This is a genomic window from Nocardia sp. CDC160 (genome assembly GCF_035818795.1).
Taxonomy (GTDB): Bacteria; Actinomycetota; Actinomycetes; order Mycobacteriales; family Mycobacteriaceae; genus Nocardia.
Genome location: NZ_JAYKYT010000005.1, coordinates 116281 through 141265, shown reverse-complemented (window position 1 = coordinate 141265; position 24985 = coordinate 116281). Strand labels below are relative to the sequence as shown.

The following is a 24985-nucleotide window of genomic DNA, read 5'->3' as shown; positions in this document are numbered from 1 at the left end:
TGCGTTCGGAACGAGGAACAAGGTATGGGCGCTTCACTGACACCTAGTGTCAGTGGATTCGGGGAGAATTCCTCGCATGCGCGCCAGCCGTCTCATGTCGATCCTGCTGCTCCTGCAAACGCGTGACCGCGTAACCGCGCAGGAGATCGCGGAGCAGCTGGAGGTGTCGGTGCGGACGGTGTACCGGGATATGGAGGCGCTGTCGGCGGCCGGTATTCCGGTCTACGGCGATGCGGGGCATGACGGCGGCTACCGGCTGCTCGACGGCTTCCGGGCCAAACTGAATCTGCTGACCGCCGACGAGGCCGAATCGCTATTCCTCGCCGGGCTGCCCAGCGCCGCCTCGGATCTGGGCCTCGGGGCCATCGTGACCGCCGCCAACCTGAAGGTGATGTCCGCGCTGCCACCGGAACTGCGCGACCGGGCCGGGCGGGTCGCCGAACGCTTCCACCTCGACGCGCCGGGCTGGTACTCCGAAACCGAGCCCACGCCATTTCTCACCGCCGTCGCCAACGCGGTGTGGAACGAACAGGCCATTCGCTTCAACTACATCCGCTGGGCCACGCCGCATCTGGTGACTCGCAGCGCCGAACCGCTCGGACTGGTCCTCAAATCCGGCAACTGGTACCTGGTGGGTCATACCGACACCGGAATCCGCACCTATCGCATCTCACGAATCATGGAACTCCAGGTACTCGACGCCCCGATCCACCGCCCACCCGACTTCGACCTGGCCGCCTACTGGACCGACTACGTCGAATCCTTCGACCAACGCCGCCACCGCGATTCGGCCCTGCTCCGCCTGGATTCCGCCACTTTCGAGGGTCTGAGCGAGCTCCTCGACCCCGCCGCCGCCCAGGCCGCCCGCGCCACCGTCGGTGAACCCGATACGAACGGATACCGCGACATCCACCTGCCCATCGAATCTCTCGAGCGGGCCATTCCAGACATCCTCCGCCTCGGTGCAGGCGCGGAAGTCCTTGCGCCCGAAGAACTCCGCGATCGCATCGCGGCCGAGGCAGTGGCCATGGCTCGGCTCTACCGTGCGTGAGAGTCGGTCAGCCGAGTCCGATATGACGGGCCAGGATCGCCACCTGGTCGGCGAACCGCTCGAGGAACTCCGGTGAGCGCGGATCCTCGCCGCAGACGGACTCCACAATGTGCGGCAGCGTGGTGGGTGCCATTGCCATCGCCATCAACATGACCGTCAGAACGGACGGGTCGAGATCGGCCGGGAGGCGACCGGACTGCTGTAGCGAGCGCAGTTCCTCGATGGTGTCGGTGAACTGGCCCGCGTGCGACGGTGTCCCGGCTCCGGCGTATTCCAGACCGGCCCAGGCCAGCAGCCGCACGCCCGCCGGATTGTGCAGCGCCTCCAGCGCGTAGCGGCGCAACTGCTCGGGCAAGGGCGTGTCCGCGGGCGCCATCTCGCCCCGGCGCTGCTGCCACTGCTGTGAGATGGCCTGGTAGAGGCCCTCTTTGCCATCGAAGTAGTACGAGATCAGCTGCACGTTCACCCCGGCCCGGGCCGCGATCGCGCTGATCCGGGCACCGGCGTAACCGTGTGCGCCGAACTCTTGCACCGCCGCGTCCAGGATCTGGGCGCGGGTGCGCTCGGGATCGCGCTGCCGCTCCTGCGGCTTGGGCGATCGGCGGGGGTTCGTCGCGGGCATGGAGGCGATCATACATCCACCTGGTTTAATCAAATAAATGATTGATTAGTTCATGTAGATGATTGACAAGTGCGGTGCGGGCGGCGCACGCTGGGTAACGCAGCTGCGGGGAATTGATCGGAAGCACCGAGGAGTATCGAAATGAACGACAGCACAAGGGTTCTCATCGTCGGCGGCGGAGTCGGCGGCCTGACGCTCGCGCAAGCGCTGCACACCGCAGGGGTCGATGTCGTTGTCTATGAGCAGGACCCGACGCCGCAGACGCGCAATCAGGGCTATCGCATCCACATCGATCCGGACGGCAATGCGGCACTGGGGGAGTGCCTCGATCCGCAGGTCTTCGATGTGTTGCGTCGCTCCAGCAGCGTCAATGGGGACCTGGTCACGACGTTCACGAGCGGACTCGAGCTGGTGTCCGCGCTCGAATTCCCGGGCATCCCCGAGGAGATGGTCACCGCCGTGGACCGCAATGCGTTCCGGCGCGGGCTGCTCACCGGGTTGAACGAGGTCGTGCGATTCGGACGGACCGTGTCGGACTATCGGATCACCGAATCCGGCCGGGTCCGGGTCGAATTCGCCGAGGGCGGCAGCGATGAAGGCGATCTGCTGGTCGGCGCGGACGGCGTCGGATCGGTCATCCGGCGTCGACTGCTGCCGAACGCGGTGGTCGAGGACTTCGGCCTGCGCTGCATCTACGGCCGCATGACCCTCACGGGCAGTCTCGATCCCGACGAATTCAACCGCGGCCTGTGCTGGGTAACCGAGGGCAGCACGTGCGGAGCCGGATTCGGCCCCGTCATCTTCCGCACACCCGAGGACGGACGGCCCGACTACCTGATGGTCACCCTCTGCGCGACCCCGGCCCGCCTCGGCGTGATCGACGACGAGCTCTTCGGCATGTCCGCGCAGGAGCTGTGGAAACTGTCAACCGACGTGGTCTCGAACTGGCACCCCGCGATTCGCGACATCTACGCCCACTCCGACATCGACAGCTTCTTCCCTATCACCTTCCGAATCAGCGCACCGGTCGACAACTGGGGGCCAGGCCCGGTCACTCTCCTCGGCGACGCGATCCACACCATGCCGCCCACCGCCGGAGTCGGCGCGAACACGGCACTGGCCGACGCCGCCACCCTCGCCCACGAAATCCTCTCCGCCACAAAGGGAGAGAAGTCTCTCACCACAGCCGTCGCCGACTACCAAACCGTCATGCTCCCGCGTGGCCAAGCGGCCATCGGCAACTCTCGCCGCATGGCCGCCCAGATGTTCGTCGACTGACCACCACGTGCCGCTGTCACGGGACCGGTTTGCGATCACGGTGAGTGAATGCGGTGTGCGGAAAGCTTCCGATCGGTAGGTTCCCGGTCTTGTCTTTCCGTCCGACCCTGGAGAATCCACCGTGTCACGCTTGACCTCGGTCCTCACCGTGCCCGCGCTCGCCCTCGTCCTGCTGGCGACGGCCTGCTCCCAATCCGGTGGCACGACGGGACCGCAAGCTACGTCCACGGTTTCGCAGGCGACCGGGCCCCGGCCCGCGCCGTTCGATCACGGCGCGGTGCCGGTGGCCCTGGTGCGTCAGAGCGGGGCGGGCGACTACTTCGAACAGTGGGGCACCGGCGCGAAGGCGCAGGCCAAGGCGCTCGGCATCGATCTGTCGGTGTACGACGCGCAGGCCGACAACGCGAAGCAGGCGACCGATCTGTCCACCGCGATCAACTCCGGTGTGCGGGCCATCATCGTGGACCACGGCTTTCCGGCGACGCTGGAACCGCTGATCGATCAGGCCGTCGACAAGGGCATCACGGTGGTGACCTACGACGTGGACACCACCAATGCGAAAGTGGTGACGACCAGCCAGAACGACGCCGATATCGCCACTGCCGCCATCGGGGCGCTGGCGACGGCCATCGGGAAGAACGCGCCGGTCGGCTATGTGAACGTCGCGGGATACGCGCCCCTGGATCGTCGAGATGCGGTGTGGCAGAAGGCACTCGGCGACAATGGCTGGACCCAGGCGTTCAAGGTGGGGAAGGTGACCGACTCCACCGCCACCGACACCGTGCCGCTGGTCAGCGCCGCGCTGACCCAGCACGGCGAGGTGAAGGGGATCTTCGCGCCCTACGACGAACTGGCCAAGGGAGCGACGCTGGCGGTGCAGAACAAGCGGCTCGGCAGTGTGAAGGTGGTCGGGGCGGACATCTCGAATGCCGATATCCAAGCCATTACCGCGGCGGACAGCCCCTGGGTGGCCACGGCGGGGACCGATCCGTCGGCGGTCGGCGCGGCGGTGGTGCGGACGGCTGCCCTGCAGCTGGCCGGGCAGCTCGGGAAGCCGAGCGTGCAGTTTCCCGCGGTGGTGGTGACCCGGGATCTGCTGGTGTCCAAGCAGATTCAGAATCTCGATCAGTTGCGCGCGGCCGTACCCGCGCTGGCGCTGGGACAGGTCAGTGCGGCGGACTGGATTCCCGTTGTCGCGCACTGACTCCGGGGAAGCGGCCGAGGCCGCTGCGTCCACGCCCGTTGTCGAGTTGGACGGGGTCGGGATGTCCTTCGGCGGGCGTAGTGTGCTCGAGGGTGTGTCGCTGGAGCTCGCGGCGGGTCGCGTAGTCGCGCTGTTGGGTGCGAACGGGGCGGGGAAATCGACGCTGATCAAGGTGCTCTCGGGCATGTACCCGGGACATCGAGGGCAGATTCGCATCGATGGGGTTGCCGCGCGGCTGCATTCGCCTGCCGCGGCGCGGGGGCTGGGTATTCGCACCGTGCATCAGCACATCGGCGACACGATCGTGCCCGGACTGTCGGTGGCGGAGAACCTCGTCTTCGAGGAGCTGGTGGGCGGACGGGGTGGTGTGCTGCTGAATGGGTCTCGAATCCTGGCCCGCGCCAGGGAAATTCAGGCCGTGCTCGACTTGGATTGGGATGACCGCCGGTTGCGGAGCGATGTCGCCGAGCTCGGCATCTCCGATCAGCAGTTGCTGATTCTCGCCCGTGCCCTGGCCACGCGGCCCCGGCTGCTGATTCTCGACGAACCCACCTCGGCGCTGTCGGCGGCCGAGGCGCGGCGACTGTTCGCCATCGTCGAGCGGCTGCGCGATGCCGGGATCGCCATCCTGTACGTGTCGCACCGGCTGGGCGAAATCGATTCGCTGGCCGATGATCTGGTCGTCTTGCATGAGGGGCGTATCAGCGATGTTCAGCAGCGGCCCTTCGACTGGGATGCGGCGCTGGGGGCCATGCTGGCCACCGCGCATTCGGCGGCCACGCGTCGACCCGAGGACGCGGGCGCGCGCGGTGGCGAACCGGTGTTGTCGCTGCGTGGAGTGCCGCTGCGGGCCGGGCGGCGGCCACTGGATCTGGACCTGCGGGCCGGTGAGGTGACCGGTGTCGTCGGGCTGCTCGGTGCGGGCAAGACCGAACTGGCGCGCGGAGTGTTCGGTGCGGACCGGTTCGATGGTGGTTCGATGCTGTTGGACGGCAAGCTATTTCGGCCCCGCCATCCGGTCGAGGCGATTCGGGGTGGAGTGCATTTGGTTCCCGAGGATCGGCATGCGGACGCCTTGGTGCCGGGCTGGTCAATCGCGGAGAACGTCACCCTGCCGTTCCTGCGCACGGTATCGAGTCGCTGGGGGTGGATCGGGCACGGCCGGGAGGCCACCGCGGGTCGTCATGTCATCGACACGCTGGGCGTCGTCGCACGCGATGAGGGAAGTCGCATCGAGGAACTCTCCGGTGGCAATCAACAGAAGGTGGTGGTCGGGCGCTGGCTGGCGCGCACGCCCCGGGTGCTGGTGCTCGACGAGCCGTTCCGGGGCGTCGATCTGGGCGCGCGCCGGGATATCGGTCGGCGGGCCCGCGCGGTGAGCGCCGAAGGCGGTGCGGTGCTGCTGTTGTCCGCCGATGTCGACGAGGTGCTCGAGGTCGCGGATCGGGTGATCGTGCTCGTCGACGGTGAAATCCGGCTCGATACCTACGATCCCGAACCCGACCGCATCGTGCAGGCCCTGGCGGCGGTGTGACGCCATGTCGAATTCCGCTGTCCCACAGAGAGACTCCATGACGATTATCGAAGAAGCGCCCTCGGCGACCGCCGTGCCGCGCGTCCGGCGGGCCGGAGACCTCGTTGTCAAATACGGCTTCCTGGTCGTGACGGCCGGGCTGTTCGCGTACTTCAGCATCAGCGAACCGACCTTCCGCAGCGGCTCCACCCTGCTGGATGTGCTGCGGTACGTCTCGGTCGCGGCCATCCTCGGGCTGGGCGTGACGCTCACCATGGCGGTTGGCGGGCTGGACATGTCGGTGGGCGCGGTCGCCGGACTCGCGGTGTCGGTCGCGGCGCAGACCATGGTGGTGCACAACCAGATCGGCGTCATCGCGGTGCTGGCCGTGCTCGGGGTGGGCGCGGCCGCCGGTCTGGTGAATGCCGTCCTGGTGGTGTTGCTGCGGGTGCCCGATATGCTCGCCACGCTCGGCACCATGTTCGCCATCTCCGGGCTGAAACTGGTGATGGTCGACGGGCAATCGATTTCGCCCGGCATGACGCTGCCCGACGGTTCGACCGCACCCGGCAAATTCACCTCCGGGTTCCTGTCCATCGACCGCGGCAGCGTGCTGGGCGTACCCAACTCGGTGCTGATCTTCGCGGTACTGACGCTCGCGGCCTGGGTTCTTCTGGCTCGAACCCGTTGGGGGAGAGTGCTGTACGCGATCGGGGCGAATCGGGAGGCGGCGCGGCTGGCCGGGGTGCGGGTCGGCCGCTATCGCGCCCTGGCCTACGTGCTCTCGGCATTGCTGGCCGCCACCGGCGGTCTCATTCTGGCCGCGCGCATCGGGCAGGGCGACGTGTCGGCGGGCAATTCGCAGCTGCTCGAGGCCGTGGCGGTCGCGCTGGTGGGGACCTCCGTGCTGGGCCGGGGTCGGCCGAACGTGTGGGGGACCGCGCTGGGCGCGGTGCTCATCGGCATAGTCTCCTCCGGACTCACCATCGCCGGACTGCCCTACTACACCCAGGACGTCGTCGAAGGCGTGGTGCTCATCCTCGCGCTGGTCTGCAGTTTCACACTGTCCGAAGGGAGAAGGTCGTGACCGGGAACTACCGGATTCTGGAACCCACCGATGTGCCGGAGTACTTGCGCGCGCGGGGTTTCTGGGGAGCGGGCGAGGTGGACGTCCACGAGGTGTCCGACGGCAACCTGAACCGTGTGTTCATCGCGACCCGACGCGACGACGGACGCAGTGTCGCGGTGAAACAGGCCTTGCCGTGGGTGCGGGTGGCCGGGCCGTCGTGGCCCATGAGTCCCGCCCGTGCGGACGCCGAAGCGCGTGCCTACCAACGGGTTCGGGCGGTCGCGGCGGAAACCGTTCCGGTGCTGCACGACTACGATCCGGCCAACTACGCGCTGATTCTCGAGGATCTGTCGGACCTGCGCGTGCTACGCAGTGTTCTCAACGAGGGCGGTGGCTACGGCAGTGTCTCGACGGCGGTCGGGGTGTTCGTTGCCCGATTGTCCTTCGCCACCAGCGATTTCGGATTGTCCTCCGGGGAACGCAAGACGTTGATCGCGGAGTCGGTGAATCCCGATCTGTGCAAGATCACCGAGGATGTCGTGCTCGCGGAGCCGTATATCGAGCATGAGCACAATCACTGGCATGAAGGGGTCGCAGACCTGGCCGCGGCCTTCCGCGCGGACGCGTCCTTGCGCACCGAGATCGCCGATCTGCGACACACTTTCATGACCGGTGCCCAGGCGCTGCTGCACGGCGATCTCCATACCGGCAGCATCATGGTCGGCACTCGCGACGGTGCGGAGGTTGTCCGCATTTTCGATCCCGAATTCTCCTTCGTTGGGCCGATCGGCTTCGACCTCGGTTTGTACTGGGGAAACACCATCGCCGCCGAGGCTCGCGCCCGCGCGCTCGGCCGCCCTAGTACACCCGGCGAGCAGCTCGTGCTGAGCTGGCAGGCGTTCACCACCGAATTCCGCCGCCTGTGGCCCACCCGGACCGATCACTTCTTCGACGACACCTACCTCGAACGGTTCCTCCATCGCGTGTGGACCGATGCCCTCGGCTACGCCGGAGCCGAACTCGTCCGGCGCATCATCGGGTTCGCCCATCTCGCCGATCTCGACACCCTCCCCGACCCGGCCCCGGCCTCCCGCCACGCCCTCCTCATCGGCCGCGAACTGATCCTGCGCCGCACCGCCCTACCCGACCCGGCGGCCGTCGCCGAGCTCATCGAGGGATCGGCGTTGTCGAGCGTGCTGTCCGAGAGCGCATCGGCGGGAGCCTGAGCATTCACAACTACACCCCACGGGTGAGGGACGTCTGGCTCTGGAGTACCGGATAGCGATGGGTCAGTTGGCTCCCCGGGCCGACGTGTACTCCGGTTACGGCTTCCTAGCATGAGGGTCCGCCCAAGCTGTGGAGGACGAATGCTGAGATACGCCAAGGTGTTTGGCGCCGCCTGTGTATTGGCGTTGGCGCTGTGCGCCTGCGGATCGGACGGCCGGGGGAACGCTCCGGCGGCACCGAGCTACGCCGACGTGGGCACCATCCTGGACCGCTTGACCGGCGCCGACGGCGCACCCGGCGCACTGCTCGAAGTCCGTGACGCGCACGGCCGGACAGTGCTGACGCGCGGCGTCGCGAATATCGACACCCACACCCCGTTGTCAGGCGACAGCCGCTTTCGCATCGGCAGCATGACCAAGATGTTCGTGGCCACCGTGGTCCTGCAACTCGTGGGCGAGCAGAAGATCGCGCTGGACACGCCGGTCGAGCAGTACCTGCCCGGCGTGATCAAGGGCAATGGCAACGACGGACGCGACATCACCGTGCGCCACCTGCTCCAGCACACCAGCGGCCTGCCCGACTACGTGCAGTATCTGGACCTGACGGAGCTGGTCAGAAACCCTGGCGCACACCATGATCCACTCGATCTCGTGAACCTCGCGCTCGACCAGCCGCGGCTGTTCGCGCCCGGCGACGGGTGGCAATACTCCAACACCGACTACGTGGTGGCGGGAATGCTCATCGAGAAGGTCACCGGGCACCCGTACGCGGAGGAGATCGAGCGCCGAATCACCCGCCCGCTCGCCCTCGACGGCACCTCCGTTCCCGGAGACGACTCCGCGATCCCGGGTGTCCATCCGCAGGGGTACGCCCGACCCGCGGACGCCCTCCTCGATATGACGCTGATCAACCCGACGGTGGCGGGCGCCTCCGGAGCGATGATTTCCACTGCGGGCGATATGAATCGCTTCCTCACCGCCCTCCTGAACGGCCAACTCCTCCACCCGTCCGAACTACAGGCAATGATGACAACCCGCCCCGCCGAAGACGGCTCCGGCAGCGCCTACGGCCTGGGCCTGATGAGCACGCCCCTACCCTGCGGCGGCCTCTCCTGGGGCCACGACGGCGGCATCCCCGGATTCCGAACCCTCACCGCCGCCACCACCGACGGCCGCACCGCCACCGCCATGTCCAACCAATACCCAGGAGGCGACGCCCAGATCTCGGACATGAACACCGCCGTCGCCACCGCCCTCTGCGACAGCGCCCCCTCGAAACCGAATCCCTGACCCTTCCCGCGGCCGACATCCATTGCTCAGCAAGGGGACCCACTCCACCACTTGCGGATTGTCAGCGGAAGTCGGCGAGGCGAGACAGGGGGAAGGCGATCGGGAACGGGTCGGAGACTTCGAGGACGTCGGTTTCCTCGAGGACGATCGGCTCACCGTAGGCGGCACCGTTGAGGCGCAGGATCTGAATTCGTGGGCGCGGTTCGAAATCAACGATCCAGTACTGATCGATTCCGGTGCGGGCATACTCGATCACCTTGCGGCGACGGTCTTCTCGCTCGCTACCTGAGCCGCGAGACACGATCTCGATCGCCAGTCGCACGTCGTTTCCGGGGTACAGCGAGAGACCCAGATCGCGTGCGCTCCGGGCAGCTTCCGCGCTCATGACGGCGACGTCGGGCTTCCGTGCGCCGGACGGTGTCGAAATATCCATCGGTGCTTGGACGTAGATATTTGCCCCGGAGTCCTCGGCGGCACGTTCCAGGATGCGGGCCAGGGCTTTCGCGAGGTAGTCGTGGCGGGTACTCGGTGACAATTCGATCAGCCAACCATCGACGAGTTCGTGTGCTTTGCCCTCGTCCGGCAGGTTATGAAGGTCTTCCACCGTGTACGGGCCATAGCCGTACTCGTCCTGGATGGCGGCACTCACCAGCTCCTGTCCTTTCGTCAGGGAACTTCCGCCAGTGTAAAGCGAATCCCCGATCGACAGCTGTCGACCGGGGATTCGTTCCAAGTGTCGGAGCGGATGTGTTCCTACACCGTCTTGTTGAAGGCCTTGGCCTCGCGGCGGCGGCGGTGGAGGATGGGCTCGGTGTAGCCGTTGGGCTGGGTGGTGCCCTCGAGGATCAGTTCCTTTGCCGCCTGGAAGGCGATGGAGGCGTTGAAGTCCGGGGACATGGGGAAGTAGTTCGGGTCTCCGGCGTTCTGGCGGTCGACGACGGGGGCCATGCGCTCGAGGGAGGCGATGACCTCGGCCTCGGTGACGATGCCGTGGCGCAGCCAGTTGGCCATCAGCTGGGAGGAGATGCGCAGGGTGGCGCGGTCCTCCATGAGGCCGATGTCCTTGATGTCGGGCACCTTCGAGCAGCCGACGCCCTGGTCGATCCAGCGCACCACGTAGCCGAGAATGCCCTGGGAGTTGTTGTCCAGCTCCTGCTGCTTCTCCTCGGCGGTCCAGTTGATGTCCTGAGCCAGCGGGATCTCGAGGATCTCGTCGACGGTGGCACGCGGGCCGCCCTTGGCGATCTCGGCCTGCCGCTTGAACACATCCACCCGGTGGTAGTGGGTGGCGTGCAGGGTGGCGGCGGTCGGGGACGGGACCCACGCGGTGTTCGCGCCCGACTTCGGCTGGCCGATCTTCTGCTCCAGCATGTCGGCCATCATGTCGGGCATGGCCCACATGCCCTTACCGATCTGCGCCTTGCCGGGCAGGCCGGTGGCCAGACCGGTGTCGACATTCCAGTCCTCGTAGGACTTGATCCACTGCTGGGCCTTCATTTCGGCCTTGCGGACCATCGGCCCGGCCTCCATGGAGGTGTGGATCTCGTCGCCGGTGCGGTCCAGGAAGCCGGTGTTGATGAACACCACACGGTCCTTGGCGGCGAAGATGGACGCCTTCAGGTTCACCGTGGTGCGGCGCTCCTCGTCCATGATGCCGACCTTGAGGGTGTTGACCGGCAGGCCCACGACCTCTTCGATGCGGCCGAACAGCTCGTTGGTGAAGGCCACCTCGTCCGGGCCGTGCATCTTCGGCTTCACGATGTAGATCGAGCCGGTGCGGGTGTTCTTCAGCTTGGTGTCGCCATTGAGGGCGTGCTTGGCGATCAGAACGGTGATCAGGCCGTCCATGATGCCCTCGGGCACCTCGTTGCCGTCCTTGTCGATGATCGCGTCGGAAGTCATGAGGTGACCGACATTTCGCACGAACAGCAGCGAACGACCGTGCAGCACAAGCTCACTGCCGTCGAGCGCGGTGTACACGCGGTCCGGGTTCATGGTGCGGGTGAAGGTCTTGCCGCCCTTCGAAACCTGCTCGGCGAGATCGCCCTTCATCAGGCCCAGCCAGTTGTGGTAGCAGAGGACCTTGTCCTCGGCGTCCACCGCGGCGACCGAGTCCTCGAAGTCCATGATCGTGGTGACCGCGGACTCCAGCACGACGTCCTTGACGCCCGCGGTGTCGGTCGAGCCGATCGGAGATTCGGGATCGATCTGGATCTCGATGTGCAGACCGTTGTGCTTGAGCAGCACCGAGGTCGGGTTCGCGGGATCGCCCAGGTAGCCGACCAGGGCATCGTTGTCGGCCAGGCCGATCTCGGTGCCGTCCTCGAGGCCGACCACGAGCTCGCCGTCCTCGATCGAGTACTTGGTGGAGCCGACGTGCGAGCCGGTGATCAGCGGCACCGCGTCGTCGAGGAAGTTGCGGGCCCACTCGATGACCTTGTCACCGCGGACCTTGTTGTAGCCCGTGCCCTTCTCCGCGCCATTGGCCTCGGAGATGGCATCGGTGCCGTACAGGGCGTCGTACAGCGAGCCCCAGCGCGCGTTCGCGGCATTGATGGCGAAGCGGGCGTTCATCACCGGCACGACCAGCTGCGGTCCCGCCTGGGTGGCGATTTCGGCGTCCACGTTCTCGGTACCGATCTGGAAATCGGCCGGTTCGGGACGGAGATAGCCGATCTCGGTGAGGAACTGCTTGTAGGCAGCCTTGTCGTAGCCTGCGCCCGGGTTCGCGCGGTGCCACTCGTCGATCTTGGCTTGGATGTCGTCGCGTTCCGCCAGCAAAGCGCGGTTGCGGGGAGCGAGGTCATTGATGACGGCCTCGGCACCCGACCAGAACGCGGCGGAATCAACACCGGTGCCGGGGAGGGCCTCGTTCTCCACGAAATCGTGGAGCACCTTGGCAACCTGCAGCCCGCCGACCTGAATCCGCTCTGTCATCTACTGCCTCATTTCGAGAAGCCGGGTGGAAAAAGTACGCGCGTCATATTACTCGCGGTTACCGGGCGGTATTTCACGGCCTCGGGGTTGGGGCCTCGATCGATGGGTCTTGTTTGTATCGATCGGTACATTTAATGTACTGGGTGGAACATTTTTCGGCGGCTCCCCGGGAGGGTGCGATTCATGGGAAAACCCTTGTCCGGCAAGGTCTCTGTGGTAACGGGCGGCAGTCGCGGACTCGGCCGGGAGATGGTCCTCGCGCTCGCCGAGGCGGGGTCCGATGTCGTGATCGCCAGTCGCAAGCTTGCGGCGTGTGAGGAAACAGCCACTGACGTGCGAGCCAAGACCGGGCAACGGGCACTGCCGGTGGCCTGCAATGTCGGCGAATGGGCGCAATGCGAGCAGCTTGTCGAGGCGGCTTACGGCGAATTCGGGAAGGTCGACGTCCTGATCAACAACGCCGGGATGTCACTGCTCTACCCCAGCTTGGACCAGGTTTCCGAGGCCATGTTCGACAAGGTGATCGCCACCAATCTGAAGGGGCCGTTCCGGCTTTCGGCGCTGATCGGGGCGCGCATGGCCGCGTCGGGCGGGGGATCGATCGTAAATATATCTTCGATCGAGGCCGCGCATCCCGAGCCGCTGGCGGTGCCGTATGCCGCCGCCAAGGCCGGTCTCGAGGCGTTGACCGTGGGTTTGGCGCACACCTACGGGCCGGGCGTGCGGGTCAATACGATCCGCTGCGGGCCCTTCGACACCGATATCGCCAAGGCGTGGCCCGAACAGATGCGCGCGGAGTTGGCTCGGCACACCGCGCTCGGGCGGATCGGGGTGCCCGCGGACATTGTCGGGGCCGCGCTGTTCCTCGCCTCGGACGCCTCCGCGTTCTGCACGGGTGCGACGCTCGCGCTGGACGGGGGATTCCGGTGACCTCCGCCGTACCGGCCCGCAAACGCGGACGTCCGCCCGCCTCGGCCGCCGGGCCGGGGGAGACGCGGGAGCGGATCGTGCGGGCGGCACTGGAGTTGTTCGCGGAGAAGGGATTCCACGGCACCGGCGTCGCCGAGATCGGGGATCGGGCCGATGTGCAGCGCGGGGCGCTGTACTACCACATCGGGTCCAAAGAGGAGCTGCTGTGGCAGATCCTGGCCGACTACACGCGGCTCATGCTGGTCGAGGCCGAGCAGATCGTGAGCGGGTCCGACTATCCGGTCACCAAGTTGCGCAAGCTGATTCACAGTCATGTGCGGCTGATCCTCGAGAATCGGCGGGCCGTCGCGATCCAGTTGCGCGATGTCACGGCCTTGACCGGCGAGCGCGGGCGCGAACTGCAGGAACTGCGGGACCGCATCCAAAACCTGTGGCAGCAGGTCATCGACGCGGGCAAGGCGTCGGGTGTGCTGCGCACCGCCGACCACGTCGTCACCAACGGTCTGCTCGGCATGCTCAATTCGGTGACCTTCTGGTACCGCGCCGACGGGCAGCACACGCCCGAGGAGATCGCCGACATTCTCTGCACCACCGTCCTGGACGGACTCATTCAACCGCGTAAGAGCACGAAAGGCTGACCATGGCTTGGGATTTCGAGACGGACCCGGAGTACCAAAAGAAGCTGGACTGGGTCGCGGAGTTCGTCAGGACCGAGGTGGAACCCCTCGACCTGATCTACCCGAACCCCTACGACCGCACCAATCCCGAGATTCGGGCGTTGATGAAGCCGTTGCAGGAGAAGGTGAAAGAGCAGCAGTTGTGGGCCTGCCACCTGGGTCCCGAGCTGGGCGGGCCCGGGTACGGGCAGCTGAAGCTGGCGCTGCTCAACGAGATGCTCGGCACCTCGCAGTGGGCTCCGCTGGTATTCGGCTGTCAGGCACCGGATTCCGGCAATGCCGAGATCCTCGCGCACTTCGGCACTCCGGAGCAGAAGGCGAAGTACCTGCGCCCGTTGCTCGACGGCGAGATCGGCTCCTGCTACGTCATGACCGAGCCCACCGGCGGCTCGGATCCGACGGCCTTCAAGACCCGGGCGGTCCGCGAGGGTGACGAATGGGTCATCAACGGCGAGAAGTGGTTCAACTCCGCCGCCGAATTCGCCACGTTCCACATCGTCATGGCCGTCACCGACCCGGATGCGCCGCCGCACCAGCGGCTTTCCATGTTCATCGTGCCCGCCGACGCGCCCGGTCTGGAGATCGTCAAGAACTTCACCGTGCCCGGTTTCAGCGAACACGAAGGGCACCTGCGGTTCTCCGACGTCCGGGTCCCGGCCGACGCATTGCTGGGTGCGGAAGGGCTCGGGTTCGTCGTGGCCCAGACCCGCCTGGGCGGCGGCCGCGTCCACCACGCCATGCGCACGGTCGCCCTGGTGCGCAAGGCCTTCGACATGATGTGCGAGCGTGCCGTGTCCCGCCCGATGGGCAGCGGCGTGCTCGGCGGCAAGCAGATGACCCAGGAGAAGATCGCCGAATCCTGGATCGAGATGGAGCAATTCCGCCTGCTCGTGCTGCGCACCGCCTGGCGCATCGACAAGGAGCAGGACTACCGCAAGGTCCGCCACGACATCGCCGCCATCAAGGTGGCCATGCCGAAGGTCATGCACGACATCGCCCAGCGGGCAATGCATCTGCACGGCGCGCTGGGTGTGAGCAGCGACCTGCCCTTCACCGACATGATGACCTACGCCCAGATCATGGCCATCGCGGACGGCCCGACGGAAGTCCACAAGATCACCCTGGCGAAGGAAGTCCTGAAGACCTACGCCCCCGCAGACCCGGTGTACCCCAGCGGATATCGCCCCGCCCTCCGCGAAAAGGCCCGCCAACTGGTCGCCGACCGCCTCGAACACACCGTCGGCAACCTCTGAGCGCCTTGCCCACTCGGCGCAGCACGCCATTCCGGCGTGCTGCGGGGTCAGGGTGCGGGGCTGGGGTCGTCTATGGTCTTGACGTAGTCGTCGACGTAGGTGGAGAGGATCTGCTCCACGGACAGCAGGAATTTGGTGGCGTTCGCGGCGGTGGGGCCGCCGGTGTAGTCGCCCGCACCGGCGACGAAACGCCAGCCTTCGGACAGGAGCAGTTGCTGGGTGCGGCGGTTGGTCGCGACCCGCTGGTCAGCGTGGAAGATGGCGGCGCTGCCGGTGGCCACCACCGCCACACCGCCCGCGCACGCGGTGGCGGCGCGAATGAGCGATCCCTCGAATCCGGCCAGACCGGTGACCACGGCGCTGGCGACCATGGCGGTGAAGCGCAGAAACTGTCCCCAGCTACGGAATCGGCCGGTGAGTCGACCGGTGGCGGCGACCTCGCGCGCGTAGGTGCTGGTCCAGAAGTCTTTGAACGCGGAACCGACCGTGTCCCAATCGATGACCGCGGCCATGGCGTCGGTCTGGGCTTTCGGCGATGAAGAACCTGCCACGCGGTCAGTGTGTCACGAGTGGCCGCGTGCCGCGCTGTGGCCGCGAGACCGACTGGTACCCAAGGCATTCCGGGTGGTAACCAAAGACGTTCCGGGCTGTCCTATGCCGTGATCGAGGAGGGCCTACTCACCCGGTGAGCGTTCGAGCAGCCGCGCGGGCGCGCATCAGCCGTGTCGCGGTTCGATTCAGCCGTGTCGCGGTTCGATCCAGAGCGCCTCGGCCAGCGCGCACAGCTCGCCTTCCCGGGTCGACAGGGCGACGCCGACAGTGTGTTTGCGGCCGTCGCGGTGCAGGACCCAGGCGTGGGAGATGTAGTCGGCCCCGGCCAGGACCGGGGCGAACCGGGTGGCGGTGAGGGCGGCGGTGAACGCGCCGCGGCCCATCCTGGAGAAGACCCACGCCGCGATGCCGCCGGGGCAGTCGAGAGCGGACCAGACGATTTCCGGTGGCAGCTCACCGTTTTCGTCGGCCAGGCCGGGATCGGGGGTCCAGGCGGCGGCCATGAGTTCCTGGCCCGCGACCCTCCAGGGGAACAGGCGCAGGCCGCGCCCCGGCGCGCAGGCCACGCCGCAGCCGAAGCAGTCGGTGACGAGTCGATCGGGAGAGGACAGGGCCGTCTCGACCGAGCGCGTGGCGTCCGACCAGGACGGAGCCGGGACCGGGTCGATCCGCAGGGTGGCGGCGGTCGCCTCGACGAGCACGGTGTCGTCGGTGGCGGTGAAGGTGGCGCGGCCGGGTTCGGGCCGCGACAACAGGATCGGGGTGCCCACGCCGACCGCGCGCCGGAAGTCGATGCGCACGGTGTCGGCCCCGGCATGCGGTGCCAGCAGGCCCGCGACATAGCCGCCGAACGCGACATCCGGGTACCCGTGAATATGCTCGGGGATGGTGAGCGCTTCCGCCTGGGTCATGCTGAACGCCAACCTTTCCCGGCCACGCGGCCGATCATCACCTCGACCATACCCACCACCCCAACCGCCGTTCCCGTGAGATTTCGCACCTCCGCGGCTGGCCCAGCGCCGATTTCGTAGGTCTGTCGGTGGCCGATGGCAGTGTCGGTCGGGTGAATACCATGACCGGTGGCCTCGGGTGGATGTACGGCAGGGATTTGCCGCTGCTCAGCCTTACCTTCGCGCGTCAGATCAACGCTCGGGAGCTGTTGGAGCGCATGGGTGTCGACCGCGACACCGTGGCGGTGCGCGAGCGGGACGACTTCCACTACGAGTTGGGCGGATTTCTCTATGCGTCCGACGGATATGTGGTCAGCGCAGGGCATTACCGAAGCTGGGCCTGGGCGTGGGAGCACGGCAGTTGGAAAGGTATGGAAGACCGCGGTCTGGTGCTGCGCGCGTCGATCGGAACCGCGGCGTTGGTGCTGAACGCCAACGAGAAACCGGGCGTGGTGTTCCGGTACGCCGAGAATGGCCGCCTCGTCACCGGATTCGACACGATGACGCGTTCCTTGGCAGACGGGACGGGCAGCGATCCGCACCGCTTCGACACCGAGATGCGGGCCCTCGGCGCTCGGCCGGAGGAAGACGAAGACGGCCCCTTGGGACCCCGCGGACTGTTCTACAGGCTCGCGGAGAACCTCGGCGTCGGGCTCCCGCTGGATGCCCTCAACGACCGCCCCGTCCTCAGCGCCCGTCTGCTGCCACCACCCTCACGGTTGTAGCCGCGTCGAGTTGTCCCAGGTCATGGATGCCCATGCTGCGGCTCGCCCGACCACGCGGGGGTGACATCCTCGATCGCGTCGATCTGTTCCTGAACCACCTCGGCGCGCGCCACCAACTCGACCCGGTCGGGCTCGGTGAGGCTCTCGGCACCGAGCTTCTCGAACACGCAGGACAGCACCGACCGTAACTCCTCCAGTTCGCTCTCCGCATCCATGAGAACCGACCCTACGTGGATGCACCGTGGGAGCTCGTGGTCAGGAGAGGGGTTGGGAGCCGCGTTGGGCGAGCATGATTGTCATGAGTCCGGCTTCCTGGGATTGGGTGGTGATCATGCCGCGGGCGGTCTCCTTCACCGGGCCCGAGGCTATGAGCTGATCGGCGGCCTTCGCCATGGCTACGCCGCCGGTGTGGTGGCGGAGCATGAGTTGCAGGAATTGGATTTCGGCGTCCTTGCCGCGCGCGGTGGCGAGGGAATCCAGTTCCGTCTGGGTCGCCATGCCGGGCATGGAGGTGCTGTTGGTGCTGGTCATGGTCGGCATTGAATGATCGTGCGCAGCAGTCGAACTCATCCAGGACATGGGGTGTTTGGAGTCGGGGGAGGCGTTGGCCAAGCGGAGCCAGCCGAGCATGGTGCCGATTTCCATGCGTTGGGTGTCGGCGATCTGCTGGGCCAGTTGGCGGACGGTGGGGTCGACGCCGGGGTCGAGGCGCTGCACCATGATCAGGGCCTGCTCATGGTGGGCGGTCATGTCCTGGGTGAAACCGATCTCGACCTGACTGAGTATCGGTGGGGCGGAATGGTTCTCGGGGAACACCAGCGGGCGCAGCAACATGCCGGTCGCGACGAGGACGAGAGCCAAGGCAGCGATCGTCAGGGGTCGCCACACTCGGGCGATCCGGCCGGGGCGCTTCTGCTGTAGGGCAGGGGTTTCCGTCACGAACCCACCACGGATCGCTGGTCGGCGGGCGGGGTGTACACGTCGTCGGCGAGCTGCAACACCATGAAGCCGTTGTCGTTGCAAGTGGCCCACAACTGGTTTCCGTGCCACTCCGGCGGGGAGAAGCACCAGTCGGTGGACAGGTCGCCGAACGCCACCATGCCCGTGCGCGACGAGAGTGCCTGGGACGGATCGAACTTGCCCTCCAGGATCGCCCGCGCCGCCGACGGGAACTCCATGGCGGGGACACCGATGATCGAAGCCAACGCGTGCGGCGAGTTCCACAGTTCCAGGTTGCGGCCCTTGCGCGCGGGCGGGTTGTAGTACGCGATCTCCTTGGCGTGGAACGGATCCCGCACATCGAACACCCGGATCCCGGACTCCTCCCACCCGCAGGCCAGCGCGGTCGGATTCTCGGGCCGGTCCGCGGCGCAGTAGTGCGCGTCGTAGGAGAACACCGAGCCGCCCATGGCCGAGGCCATCGCCGAGTCCTGATTCTCGGGCAGGTTGATCTCCAGCTTGATCTTCGCCGCGACCGTCGGATTGGTCTCGTCGGAGATGTCGATGAGCTTCACCCCGCCCGCGCCGCCCTCGTCCACGGTGAACAGGTACGGCTTGTCGTCATAGGTGACCGGAATGCTGTGCTGGGTCGCCCAGCCGTCGGTCCAGAAGACCCGGCCCAGGTGATTGACCTGCGGGTTCGGGTCGCGCCGCTGCACCGCGCTGATGTCCAGCACGGTGAACCCGGCGAGCGCGGACAGATACATGCGATTGCCGTCGGGGCTGATGCCGAACCCGTGCGCCTCGATTCCGGTGAGCCCCTGCCAGATCACGTGCGGATTCGTCGGATCGGTCAGATCCACGGCGCTGACGAAACCGGGCGCGATACCCGAGGCCCAATAGGTGCGGCCGTCGGGGGAGAACCCGCCCTCGTGCGTCGTGATCGGCAGCGGCATCAGCAGGTTCGTGCCCGCGCCCGGGTTCAGTAGCCGCGGGTGCGCGCAGTCGGAGATGTCGTACACCGAGAGGTATCCCGCGCCCTCGCCGACGGGAACACCGGTGCCCACCAGGAGTTTTCGCTCGGCATTGACCTTGAGCGACTCCCACGTCCCGGCCAGCATGGCGGGTTCGGTGAGGCTGCCGACCTCCACCGGATTCGCCGGATCGGAGACATCGAGCACCTGCACGCCCTGCGCGGGCCCGAGGATATTGCCCGGGAACAGCGAGCCGGTGTACGAGCAGTGGTCGTAGGTCGCCGAGGTGATCCCCGCGCCCTTGCCGACATACCCGCCGACGAACGACAGATTGCACCGATACCCCAGCGTGCTGCGCCCGCTATTGCGATCGTCGGCCGGAACATCGCCCTGCATACCGTTTTCCGGCAGCGCCCCGTCCCCGCAGTCCGCGCGCGGCACCGAGGTCCGCCCGACATCCAGGAACTGCTGCACCTGACTCTCGATATCGGACTGCAGATCCGCCGACGCGCCGTGCATCGGCAAGACGGCCGCCCCCAACAACGACACCGCCAGCACCACCGCCGGTTTCGACCGGCGCAAGCGCGTGAACCGCCTCATCGCGGTACCCCCGTCTTCGTTCCGTCCACAAGCCCCCGTGACCTCCGGCACAACAGATTGGCCGATGTGGTCACGGTTACGTCTCGAAACGCTAACCCATAAACTGACCGACCGGTAGGCCCGAGGCCAAAATTGTCTGTGACAGCTGCGGCTGGCAGTGAGCGGTCCCTGTCGGTGCGCGGACGTATCGTTGGCGGCGAATGGAACCCGCGAGAGATCCGAGAGAATGACTGAGCTGTCTGCTTTTCCGCTGCCCTTCCTCGCCGAACACCTCATGCCGGTCGCACCGCCCCGGACCTTGCGGGAGCTACAGATGATGCGGCTGAGTGCGGAGATTCGGGAGAAGCCGCACTGGTTCGTCAAGCGGAACGATCCGGGGATCGTGGCCAAGTGGACGCGGGAGGCGACCGAACAAGGGCTGACGGACGCTCAGATCCGTTATGTGCTAGCGGAATTGGAGCGCTACGCCGAACTCCGGGATGAGGCCTCGGGTATCGAGGTCTCGGCCGTCGATGGGGTGTGGCAGTCGGACACACTGATCGAGGACGAGCTGAAAACCCGTCTGCGGGAAGCGGTTCGAGTCCTGGAGGAGGTGCCCGACGCCGAGCGGGACTGGCACCCGGGATCGCACGAGCAGGTCTTGGACCTGGTACATCCCTCCCTGTTCTGCCTCGTCCGCGGGGTGAGCGGCATCGACGACTCGGTGTGGCCGACGGCTGGACAGAACGACGCGCGGTACGCATGCTCGGAGAAATTCCAATGGCTGCCAACCGATGTCGATATCGATGCCGACGGTCACGCCGTCTTCCGCTCCTACGTCAACAATGTCCATCCCATCGCCCATCGCGACCTCGATTCCGTCCTGCCGCTGCTGTTCGCGCGCCTGCGCCCGCTGTTCGAGAATGTGCTCACCGACCTGCGCTATCCGCAACCGCGACGGATCAAGCCCGATCCGTACTCCTGGTATCACGACGAACCGGTCCGGCCCGATACGGATGACGTGGACGCCATGGTCGATTACGACGAGGCCTGGGACGAGTGGTGGGACAATCGCCGCCCGGTTGTCCCGGACGCTCCCGAATACAGCCCGCCCGCCCTGCCCGACGACTACGCCCGGGTCGACCTGCGCGGCCGCCGACTCCAGGTCATCGTCAAACTCGCGAACATCCACCTCACCCCCGACCGGCCCGAATACGCCGGTGGCAGTTGGCATGTCGAAGGGATGATGAACGAACGCATCGTCTCGACCGGCATCTACTACTGGGACAGCGAGAACATCACCGCCAGTCGACTGAGCTTCCGCGCCGCCATCGACGACCCGGACTACGAGCAGAACGACTCACCCGGTATGCGAGACGTCTACGGCCTGGAAGACGAAGACGCGCTGAACCAGGGCCTGGGCTCGGTCCCGACCACCCCGAACCGCTGCCTGGCCTTCCCGAACATCCTCCAACACCGCGTCGCCCCCTTCCGACTCGCCGACCCCACCCGCCCGGGTCACCGAAAGATCCTGGCGTTCTTCCTCGTCGACCCGTCGGTGACGGTCATCTCGACCTCCGACGTGCCGCCCCAGCAACCTTGGTCCCCCACCTCGACCATGACCCTGGACCAGGCCAAGCAGTACCGCGAAGAACTCATGCGCGAACGCAAATTCTTCGTCGACGAACACAACCAGGAACTCTACGAGCGAGAATTCTCCCTCTGCGAGCACTGATCCACCAGGGCCCGAGCGCCCGCGGGCCTGCTCGGTTAGTGGTCTGCGGCCAGCAGGCCGCGGCAGGCATCCAGCAGGCGGGCGCGCAGGACTTCCGCCCGCGTGGCGATGTCGGCTTGGGCGCGGACGTATTCGGCTCGGCCGGAAGGGGTTTCGATGCGGATTGGGGTGTAGCCGAGGTCGCGGAGGTCGTAGGGGCTGGCCTTCATGTCGAGTTCTCGGGCGGCGCAGGCTAGGGCGAAGGCGTCGAAGAGGAGGTCGGAGTCGATCAAGGGGGTGAGTTTGAAGCCCCACTTGTAGATGTCCATGTTGGCGTGTAGGCAGCCGGGTTGTTCGCGGTCGACCTGGGATTCGCGGGTGAGGACTTCGAGGTTGAGGGGTGCGGCTTCGGGGGTGAAGAAGCGGAAGGCGTCGAAGTGGGTGCAGCGCAGTTGCATCGACTCCACGACCGCGTCGGTGCCCGCCGAGCCGAGGCGGAGGGGGACCTGCTGGTGGCGGACCTCGTCGGTGCGGTACACCATGGCCCACTCGTGCAGGCCGAAGCACGACAGTTGGGCGGGGCGAGTCGCGGTCGCGGCGAGAAGGCGGGCGACGAATTCCACGGTGTCGCGGCGCTTTTCGAGAAAGGTGGGGTCGGCGGTCCAGCCGGTATCACCCGATTCGAGGGAAACCTCGTGGTAGCCACGAGATCCCGCGTACTCCCCAGCATCGGTCAGGGCCACGCCGTAGCCGGGGTGCCAGCGCTTCAGCTGGGCCGGTTTATGACCGTAATAGGTGAACAAGAAGTCGATCACCGGGTGCTTCTGGCCCGCCGCGCGCTTCTCGAGATACGGCCCGACCAGGGCGTCGACGCGCTCGCGATGGGCGGCCGCCCGGTCCCGCCACGCGGGACCGGACAGCACGGATAGATCGGTGAGCGCGTTCATCATTCGGCCAGGCGGTGGGTGGCGTCGCGGACGGTGCCGACGAACTCCTCCACCAGGTCTTCCAGGGCCACGATGCCGACGGTATTGCCGCGGCTGTCCACGACGCGGCCCAGATGGGAATTGGTGCGGCGCAGGCGAGCCAGGGCCTCGTACAGGGTGGTGCCCATGCTCAGGGTCGGCAGCGGGCGAATATCGGTGCGGGGGATGGGCGTACCCGGCCCCGCGTCATCGTCGGCGGTCAGGTCCAGCACATCCTTGACGTGCAGATACCCGACCAGCGAACCATCGGCCGCCCGCACCGGGTAGCGGGAGAAACCCGTTTCGGCGACGGCGGATTCGATATCCCCGAGCGTGGTCCCGTCCCCGCGCAGGGGCACCGAACGCGTCTGGGCCAGCGGCACCATCACGTCGGCGACAATGCGGTCACTAGACCCGAGCGCCTGGGTCAGCCGCCGGTGCTCCTCTTCGTCGAGCAGACCCTCCGAGCGGGACTCGCCGAACATCTCGGCCAACTCCACCGAGGAGACCGTGGCATCCAGCTCGTCCTTCGGCTCGATCCGCAAGGCGCGCAACGTCATATTGGCCGCGAAGTTGTACAACGCGATCAACGGCTTGGCCAGGCGCAGCCACAGCAGATGCAGCGGAACCAGCAGCAGCGCCGACCGTTCCGGCCCCGCCAGCGCGATGTTCTTCGGAATCATCTCGCCCAGCAGAATGTGCAGGATCACCACGATGGTCAACGCCAGCGCGAACGAGATCGGATGCAACAGCGAATCCGGCACGCCGAGCAGATCGAACGGCTTCTCCAGCAGATGCGCCACCGCGGGCTCACCCACCCGACCCAGCAGGATCGAGCAGATGGTGATGCCCAGCTGCGCCGCGGCCAACATCATCGACAGGTTCTGCCCTGCCTCGATCACGGTGTTGGCGCTGCGTTTGCCCTGCGCCGCAAGCGCTTCCAGCCGATCGCGGCGCGCGGAGATGAGCGCGAACTCCGCGCCCACGAAGAACGCGTTGCCCAGCAGCAGCACCAGCGTGAGCAGAACGGCGTACAGGTCACCCATGGCTGTGCTCCCAGCTCGCGAGCGTCTCGGCGTCGACCGGACGGATCAGCACGCGGTCGATGCGTCGGCCGTCCATGCGCTCCACGGTCGCGATCCACCCGCCCGCCGTGTGCGGCTGCTCGATCTGGTGGTTGCCCGGCTGCGGCAGCAGCACCTCGTCACCGGCCACCGGAATCCGACCCAACCGGGTCAGCACCAGGCCGCCCAGGGTCTCGTATTCGCCCTCGGGCGCGTCGTATCCGGTGGTGCGGGAGACCTCGTCGATGCGCAGCAGCCCCGCGCAGTCCCAGCCGTTCGGGGTGCGGCGCACGTCGAGCTCCTCCTCGTCGTGCTCGTCGCGCACGTCGCCGAGGATCTCCTCGATCAGGTCCTCCATGGTGACAATGCCCGCCGTGCCGCCGTATTCGTCGACCACCAGCGCCACCTGCATGCCGTCGCGGCGCACCCGGTCGAGCACCTCGTCACCGTCGAGGCTGGCGGGCACGATCGGCACCGGCTTGGCGATGGTCTTCAGCTTGATATTGCGGCGATCCTTGGCCGGATACACGAAGACCTGCTTGACGTGCACGAATCCGAGCGTGTTGTCCAGATCGCCCTCGATGACGGGGAACCGGGAGTACCCGGTCTCGCGCGCGGCGTCGATCAGATCCGCGAGCGTGCAGTCCTGATCCAGGGATTCGATGGTCACGCGCGGGGTCATGAGCTCCTCCGCGCTGCGCTCACCGAACTCGAGGGAGCGATCCACCACCTGCGCGGTGCGCTGATCCAGCGCCCCGTGCAGCGCGGAAGTCCTTACCAGCGAACCCAATTCCTGCGGCGAACGCGCCGACCGCAGCTCCTCGGCCGGTTCGATGCCCAGGCGGCGCACCGCCCAGTTGGCGACCCCGTTCAGGAAATTGATCATCCACTTGAACGCGGTCGAGAACGCGATCATCGGCCCGGCGGTGAACCGCGCCACCTCCAGCGGCGAGGCGATGGCGATGTTCTTGGGCACCAGCTCGCCGTAGATCATGGACAGCGAGGTCGCGATGAGCAGCGCCAGCGCCAGCGAAATGCCATGGGCGGTACCGGTACTCACGCCGAACGCGTTGAACATCGGCTCCAGCAGCCGCGCCAGCACGGGCTCGGCGATATAACCGGTGATCAGTGTCGTGATGGTGATGCCCAGCTGCGCCCCGGACAACTGGAACGAGAGCGTGCGATGCGCCTGGCGCACCTGCCGGGCCCGGCGGTCGCCCTCGCGGGCGTGGGCCTCCACGGTGGAGCGTTCCAGGGCGGTGAGCGAGAACTCGGCGGCGACGAAGAGCGCCGTCCCGGCGGTCAGAGCGATGAATCCGAGCAGACTGAGAATGGTGAGCAGAGCCGACACGGTCAGTACCACCCGACCGTTCGTCGCACGGGTATTGCGTGGGCGCCGGGTTTGTCACCCGGCTCGGTAGAGGAGCCCTCCTGTGAAGCGCCCTTGGACGCGGGTGACAACTGGTTCCTTTC

At 66.7% G+C, this 24985-nt stretch carries 23 protein-coding genes; 12 read left to right on the top strand and 11 right to left on the bottom strand.

All coding sequences use genetic code 11. From position 1 onward, the window contains the following. Positions 1-76: 76 nt before the first annotated feature. Entirely contained in the window at positions 77-1051 is a 975-nt protein-coding gene (locus VMT40_RS28375) for a helix-turn-helix transcriptional regulator (RefSeq protein ID WP_326361946.1), read from the top strand. A 7-nt stretch (positions 1052-1058) separates the two neighbouring features. Here VMT40_RS28375 and VMT40_RS28370 read toward each other — a convergent pair whose 3' ends face one another. Beyond that, positions 1059-1673, bottom strand: a complete 615-nt coding sequence (locus tag VMT40_RS28370; RefSeq protein ID WP_326361944.1) for a TetR/AcrR family transcriptional regulator — start codon at positions 1671-1673, stop codon at positions 1059-1061. Positions 1674-1814: 141 nt separating this feature from the next. Between VMT40_RS28370 and VMT40_RS28365 the strand changes: the two genes are divergently transcribed. The 6 genes from VMT40_RS28365 (at position 1815) to VMT40_RS28340 (ending at position 9253) form a co-directional block, all read left to right on the top strand. After that, positions 1815-2951 (top strand): FAD-dependent oxidoreductase, encoded by a 1137-nt coding sequence (locus VMT40_RS28365; RefSeq protein ID WP_326361942.1) that lies wholly within the window; start codon positions 1815-1817, stop codon positions 2949-2951. Between the two features lie 121 nt (positions 2952-3072). Continuing rightward, positions 3073-4155 carry a substrate-binding domain-containing protein gene (locus VMT40_RS28360; RefSeq protein WP_326361941.1) on the top strand — a complete coding sequence of 361 codons (1083 nt, stop codon included), beginning with the start codon at positions 3073-3075 and terminating at the stop codon, positions 4153-4155. Continuing rightward, a complete protein-coding gene (locus VMT40_RS28355) occupies positions 4142-5689 on the top strand; it encodes a sugar ABC transporter ATP-binding protein (protein ID WP_326361939.1) in 1548 nt (515 codons plus the stop codon). Before VMT40_RS28360 ends, VMT40_RS28355 begins: the two co-directional genes overlap by 14 nt. A gap of 37 nt (positions 5690-5726) precedes the next feature. Further along, a complete protein-coding gene (locus VMT40_RS28350) occupies positions 5727-6755 on the top strand; it encodes an ABC transporter permease (protein ID WP_326361938.1) in 1029 nt (342 codons plus the stop codon). Further along, positions 6752-7963, top strand: a complete 1212-nt coding sequence (gene mtnK / locus VMT40_RS28345; protein WP_326361937.1) for an S-methyl-5-thioribose kinase — start codon at positions 6752-6754, stop codon at positions 7961-7963. The genes VMT40_RS28350 and mtnK overlap by 4 nt, the downstream gene beginning before the upstream one ends. Positions 7964-8104: 141 nt before the next feature. Next, positions 8105-9253: a serine hydrolase domain-containing protein gene (locus VMT40_RS28340; RefSeq protein WP_326361936.1), complete on the top strand. Its 1149-nt coding sequence runs from the start codon at positions 8105-8107 to the stop codon at positions 9251-9253. Between the two features lie 61 nt (positions 9254-9314). Here VMT40_RS28340 and VMT40_RS28335 read toward each other — a convergent pair whose 3' ends face one another. Further along, positions 9315-9902: a Uma2 family endonuclease gene (locus VMT40_RS28335; RefSeq protein WP_326361934.1), complete on the bottom strand. Its 588-nt coding sequence runs from the start codon at positions 9900-9902 to the stop codon at positions 9315-9317. A gap of 104 nt (positions 9903-10006) precedes the next feature. After that, complete coding sequence (locus tag VMT40_RS28330) at positions 10007-12190, bottom strand: malate synthase G (RefSeq protein WP_326361933.1); 2184 nt, start codon at positions 12188-12190, stop codon at positions 10007-10009. Between the two features lie 183 nt (positions 12191-12373). Here VMT40_RS28330 and VMT40_RS28325 point away from each other — a divergent pair, with 183 nt between their 5' ends. Genes VMT40_RS28325 through VMT40_RS28315 form a run of 3 tightly spaced genes read left to right on the top strand, consistent with a single transcriptional unit; the run spans position 12374 to position 15050 of the window. Further along, the gene (locus tag VMT40_RS28325; RefSeq protein WP_326361931.1) at positions 12374-13120 is read left to right on the top strand and encodes an SDR family NAD(P)-dependent oxidoreductase; all 747 of its coding nucleotides are present in this window, start codon (positions 12374-12376) and stop codon (positions 13118-13120) included. Beyond that, a complete protein-coding gene (locus VMT40_RS28320; RefSeq protein WP_326361930.1) occupies positions 13117-13758 on the top strand; it encodes a TetR/AcrR family transcriptional regulator in 642 nt (213 codons plus the stop codon). Before VMT40_RS28325 ends, VMT40_RS28320 begins: the two co-directional genes overlap by 4 nt. A gap of 2 nt (positions 13759-13760) precedes the next feature. Then, entirely contained in the window at positions 13761-15050 is a 1290-nt protein-coding gene (locus VMT40_RS28315; RefSeq protein WP_326361929.1) for an acyl-CoA dehydrogenase family protein, read from the top strand. A 47-nt stretch (positions 15051-15097) separates the two neighbouring features. Here VMT40_RS28315 and VMT40_RS28310 read toward each other — a convergent pair whose 3' ends face one another. Both VMT40_RS28310 and VMT40_RS28305 read right to left on the bottom strand, forming a co-directional pair. After that, positions 15098-15601 carry a DUF4231 domain-containing protein gene (locus tag VMT40_RS28310; RefSeq protein ID WP_326361927.1) on the bottom strand — a complete coding sequence of 168 codons (504 nt, stop codon included), beginning with the start codon at positions 15599-15601 and terminating at the stop codon, positions 15098-15100. Between the two features lie 186 nt (positions 15602-15787). Further along, complete coding sequence (locus VMT40_RS28305) at positions 15788-16513, bottom strand: PaaI family thioesterase (RefSeq protein ID WP_326361926.1); 726 nt, start codon at positions 16511-16513, stop codon at positions 15788-15790. 161 nt (positions 16514-16674) lie between these two features. Here VMT40_RS28305 and VMT40_RS28300 point away from each other — a divergent pair, with 161 nt between their 5' ends. Beyond that, positions 16675-17277, top strand: a complete 603-nt coding sequence (locus VMT40_RS28300; RefSeq protein WP_326361925.1) for a DUF6461 domain-containing protein — start codon at positions 16675-16677, stop codon at positions 17275-17277. 20 nt (positions 17278-17297) lie between these two features. Here VMT40_RS28300 and VMT40_RS28295 read toward each other — a convergent pair whose 3' ends face one another. The 3 genes from VMT40_RS28295 to VMT40_RS28285 are packed head-to-tail and all read right to left on the bottom strand — an operon-like array spanning position 17298 to position 19790. Continuing rightward, entirely contained in the window at positions 17298-17492 is a 195-nt protein-coding gene (locus VMT40_RS28295) for a hypothetical protein (protein WP_326361924.1), read from the bottom strand. Between the two features lie 40 nt (positions 17493-17532). Then, positions 17533-18216: a DUF305 domain-containing protein gene (locus VMT40_RS28290; RefSeq protein ID WP_442790070.1), complete on the bottom strand. Its 684-nt coding sequence runs from the start codon at positions 18214-18216 to the stop codon at positions 17533-17535. Continuing rightward, positions 18213-19790 (bottom strand): LVIVD repeat-containing protein, encoded by a 1578-nt coding sequence (locus VMT40_RS28285; RefSeq protein ID WP_326361923.1) that lies wholly within the window; start codon positions 19788-19790, stop codon positions 18213-18215. Before VMT40_RS28285 ends, VMT40_RS28290 begins: the two co-directional genes overlap by 4 nt. 226 nt (positions 19791-20016) lie before the next feature. Between VMT40_RS28285 and VMT40_RS28280 the strand changes: the two genes are divergently transcribed. Continuing rightward, positions 20017-21504, top strand: a complete 1488-nt coding sequence (locus VMT40_RS28280) for a DUF4246 domain-containing protein (protein ID WP_326361922.1) — start codon at positions 20017-20019, stop codon at positions 21502-21504. A gap of 35 nt (positions 21505-21539) precedes the next feature. Here VMT40_RS28280 and VMT40_RS28275 read toward each other — a convergent pair whose 3' ends face one another. Genes VMT40_RS28275 through VMT40_RS28265 form a run of 3 tightly spaced genes read right to left on the bottom strand, consistent with a single transcriptional unit; the run spans position 21540 to position 24863 of the window. Next, on the bottom strand, positions 21540-22433 hold the full coding sequence (locus VMT40_RS28275; protein WP_442790069.1) for a 3-methyladenine DNA glycosylase: 894 nt from the start codon (positions 22431-22433) through the stop codon (positions 21540-21542). Beyond that, entirely contained in the window at positions 22430-23494 is a 1065-nt protein-coding gene (locus tag VMT40_RS28270) for a hemolysin family protein (RefSeq protein ID WP_326361920.1), read from the bottom strand. Before VMT40_RS28270 ends, VMT40_RS28275 begins: the two co-directional genes overlap by 4 nt. Next, on the bottom strand, positions 23487-24863 hold the full coding sequence (locus tag VMT40_RS28265; protein WP_326361919.1) for a hemolysin family protein: 1377 nt from the start codon (positions 24861-24863) through the stop codon (positions 23487-23489). Before VMT40_RS28265 ends, VMT40_RS28270 begins: the two co-directional genes overlap by 8 nt. Positions 24864-24985 lie beyond the last annotated feature (122 nt).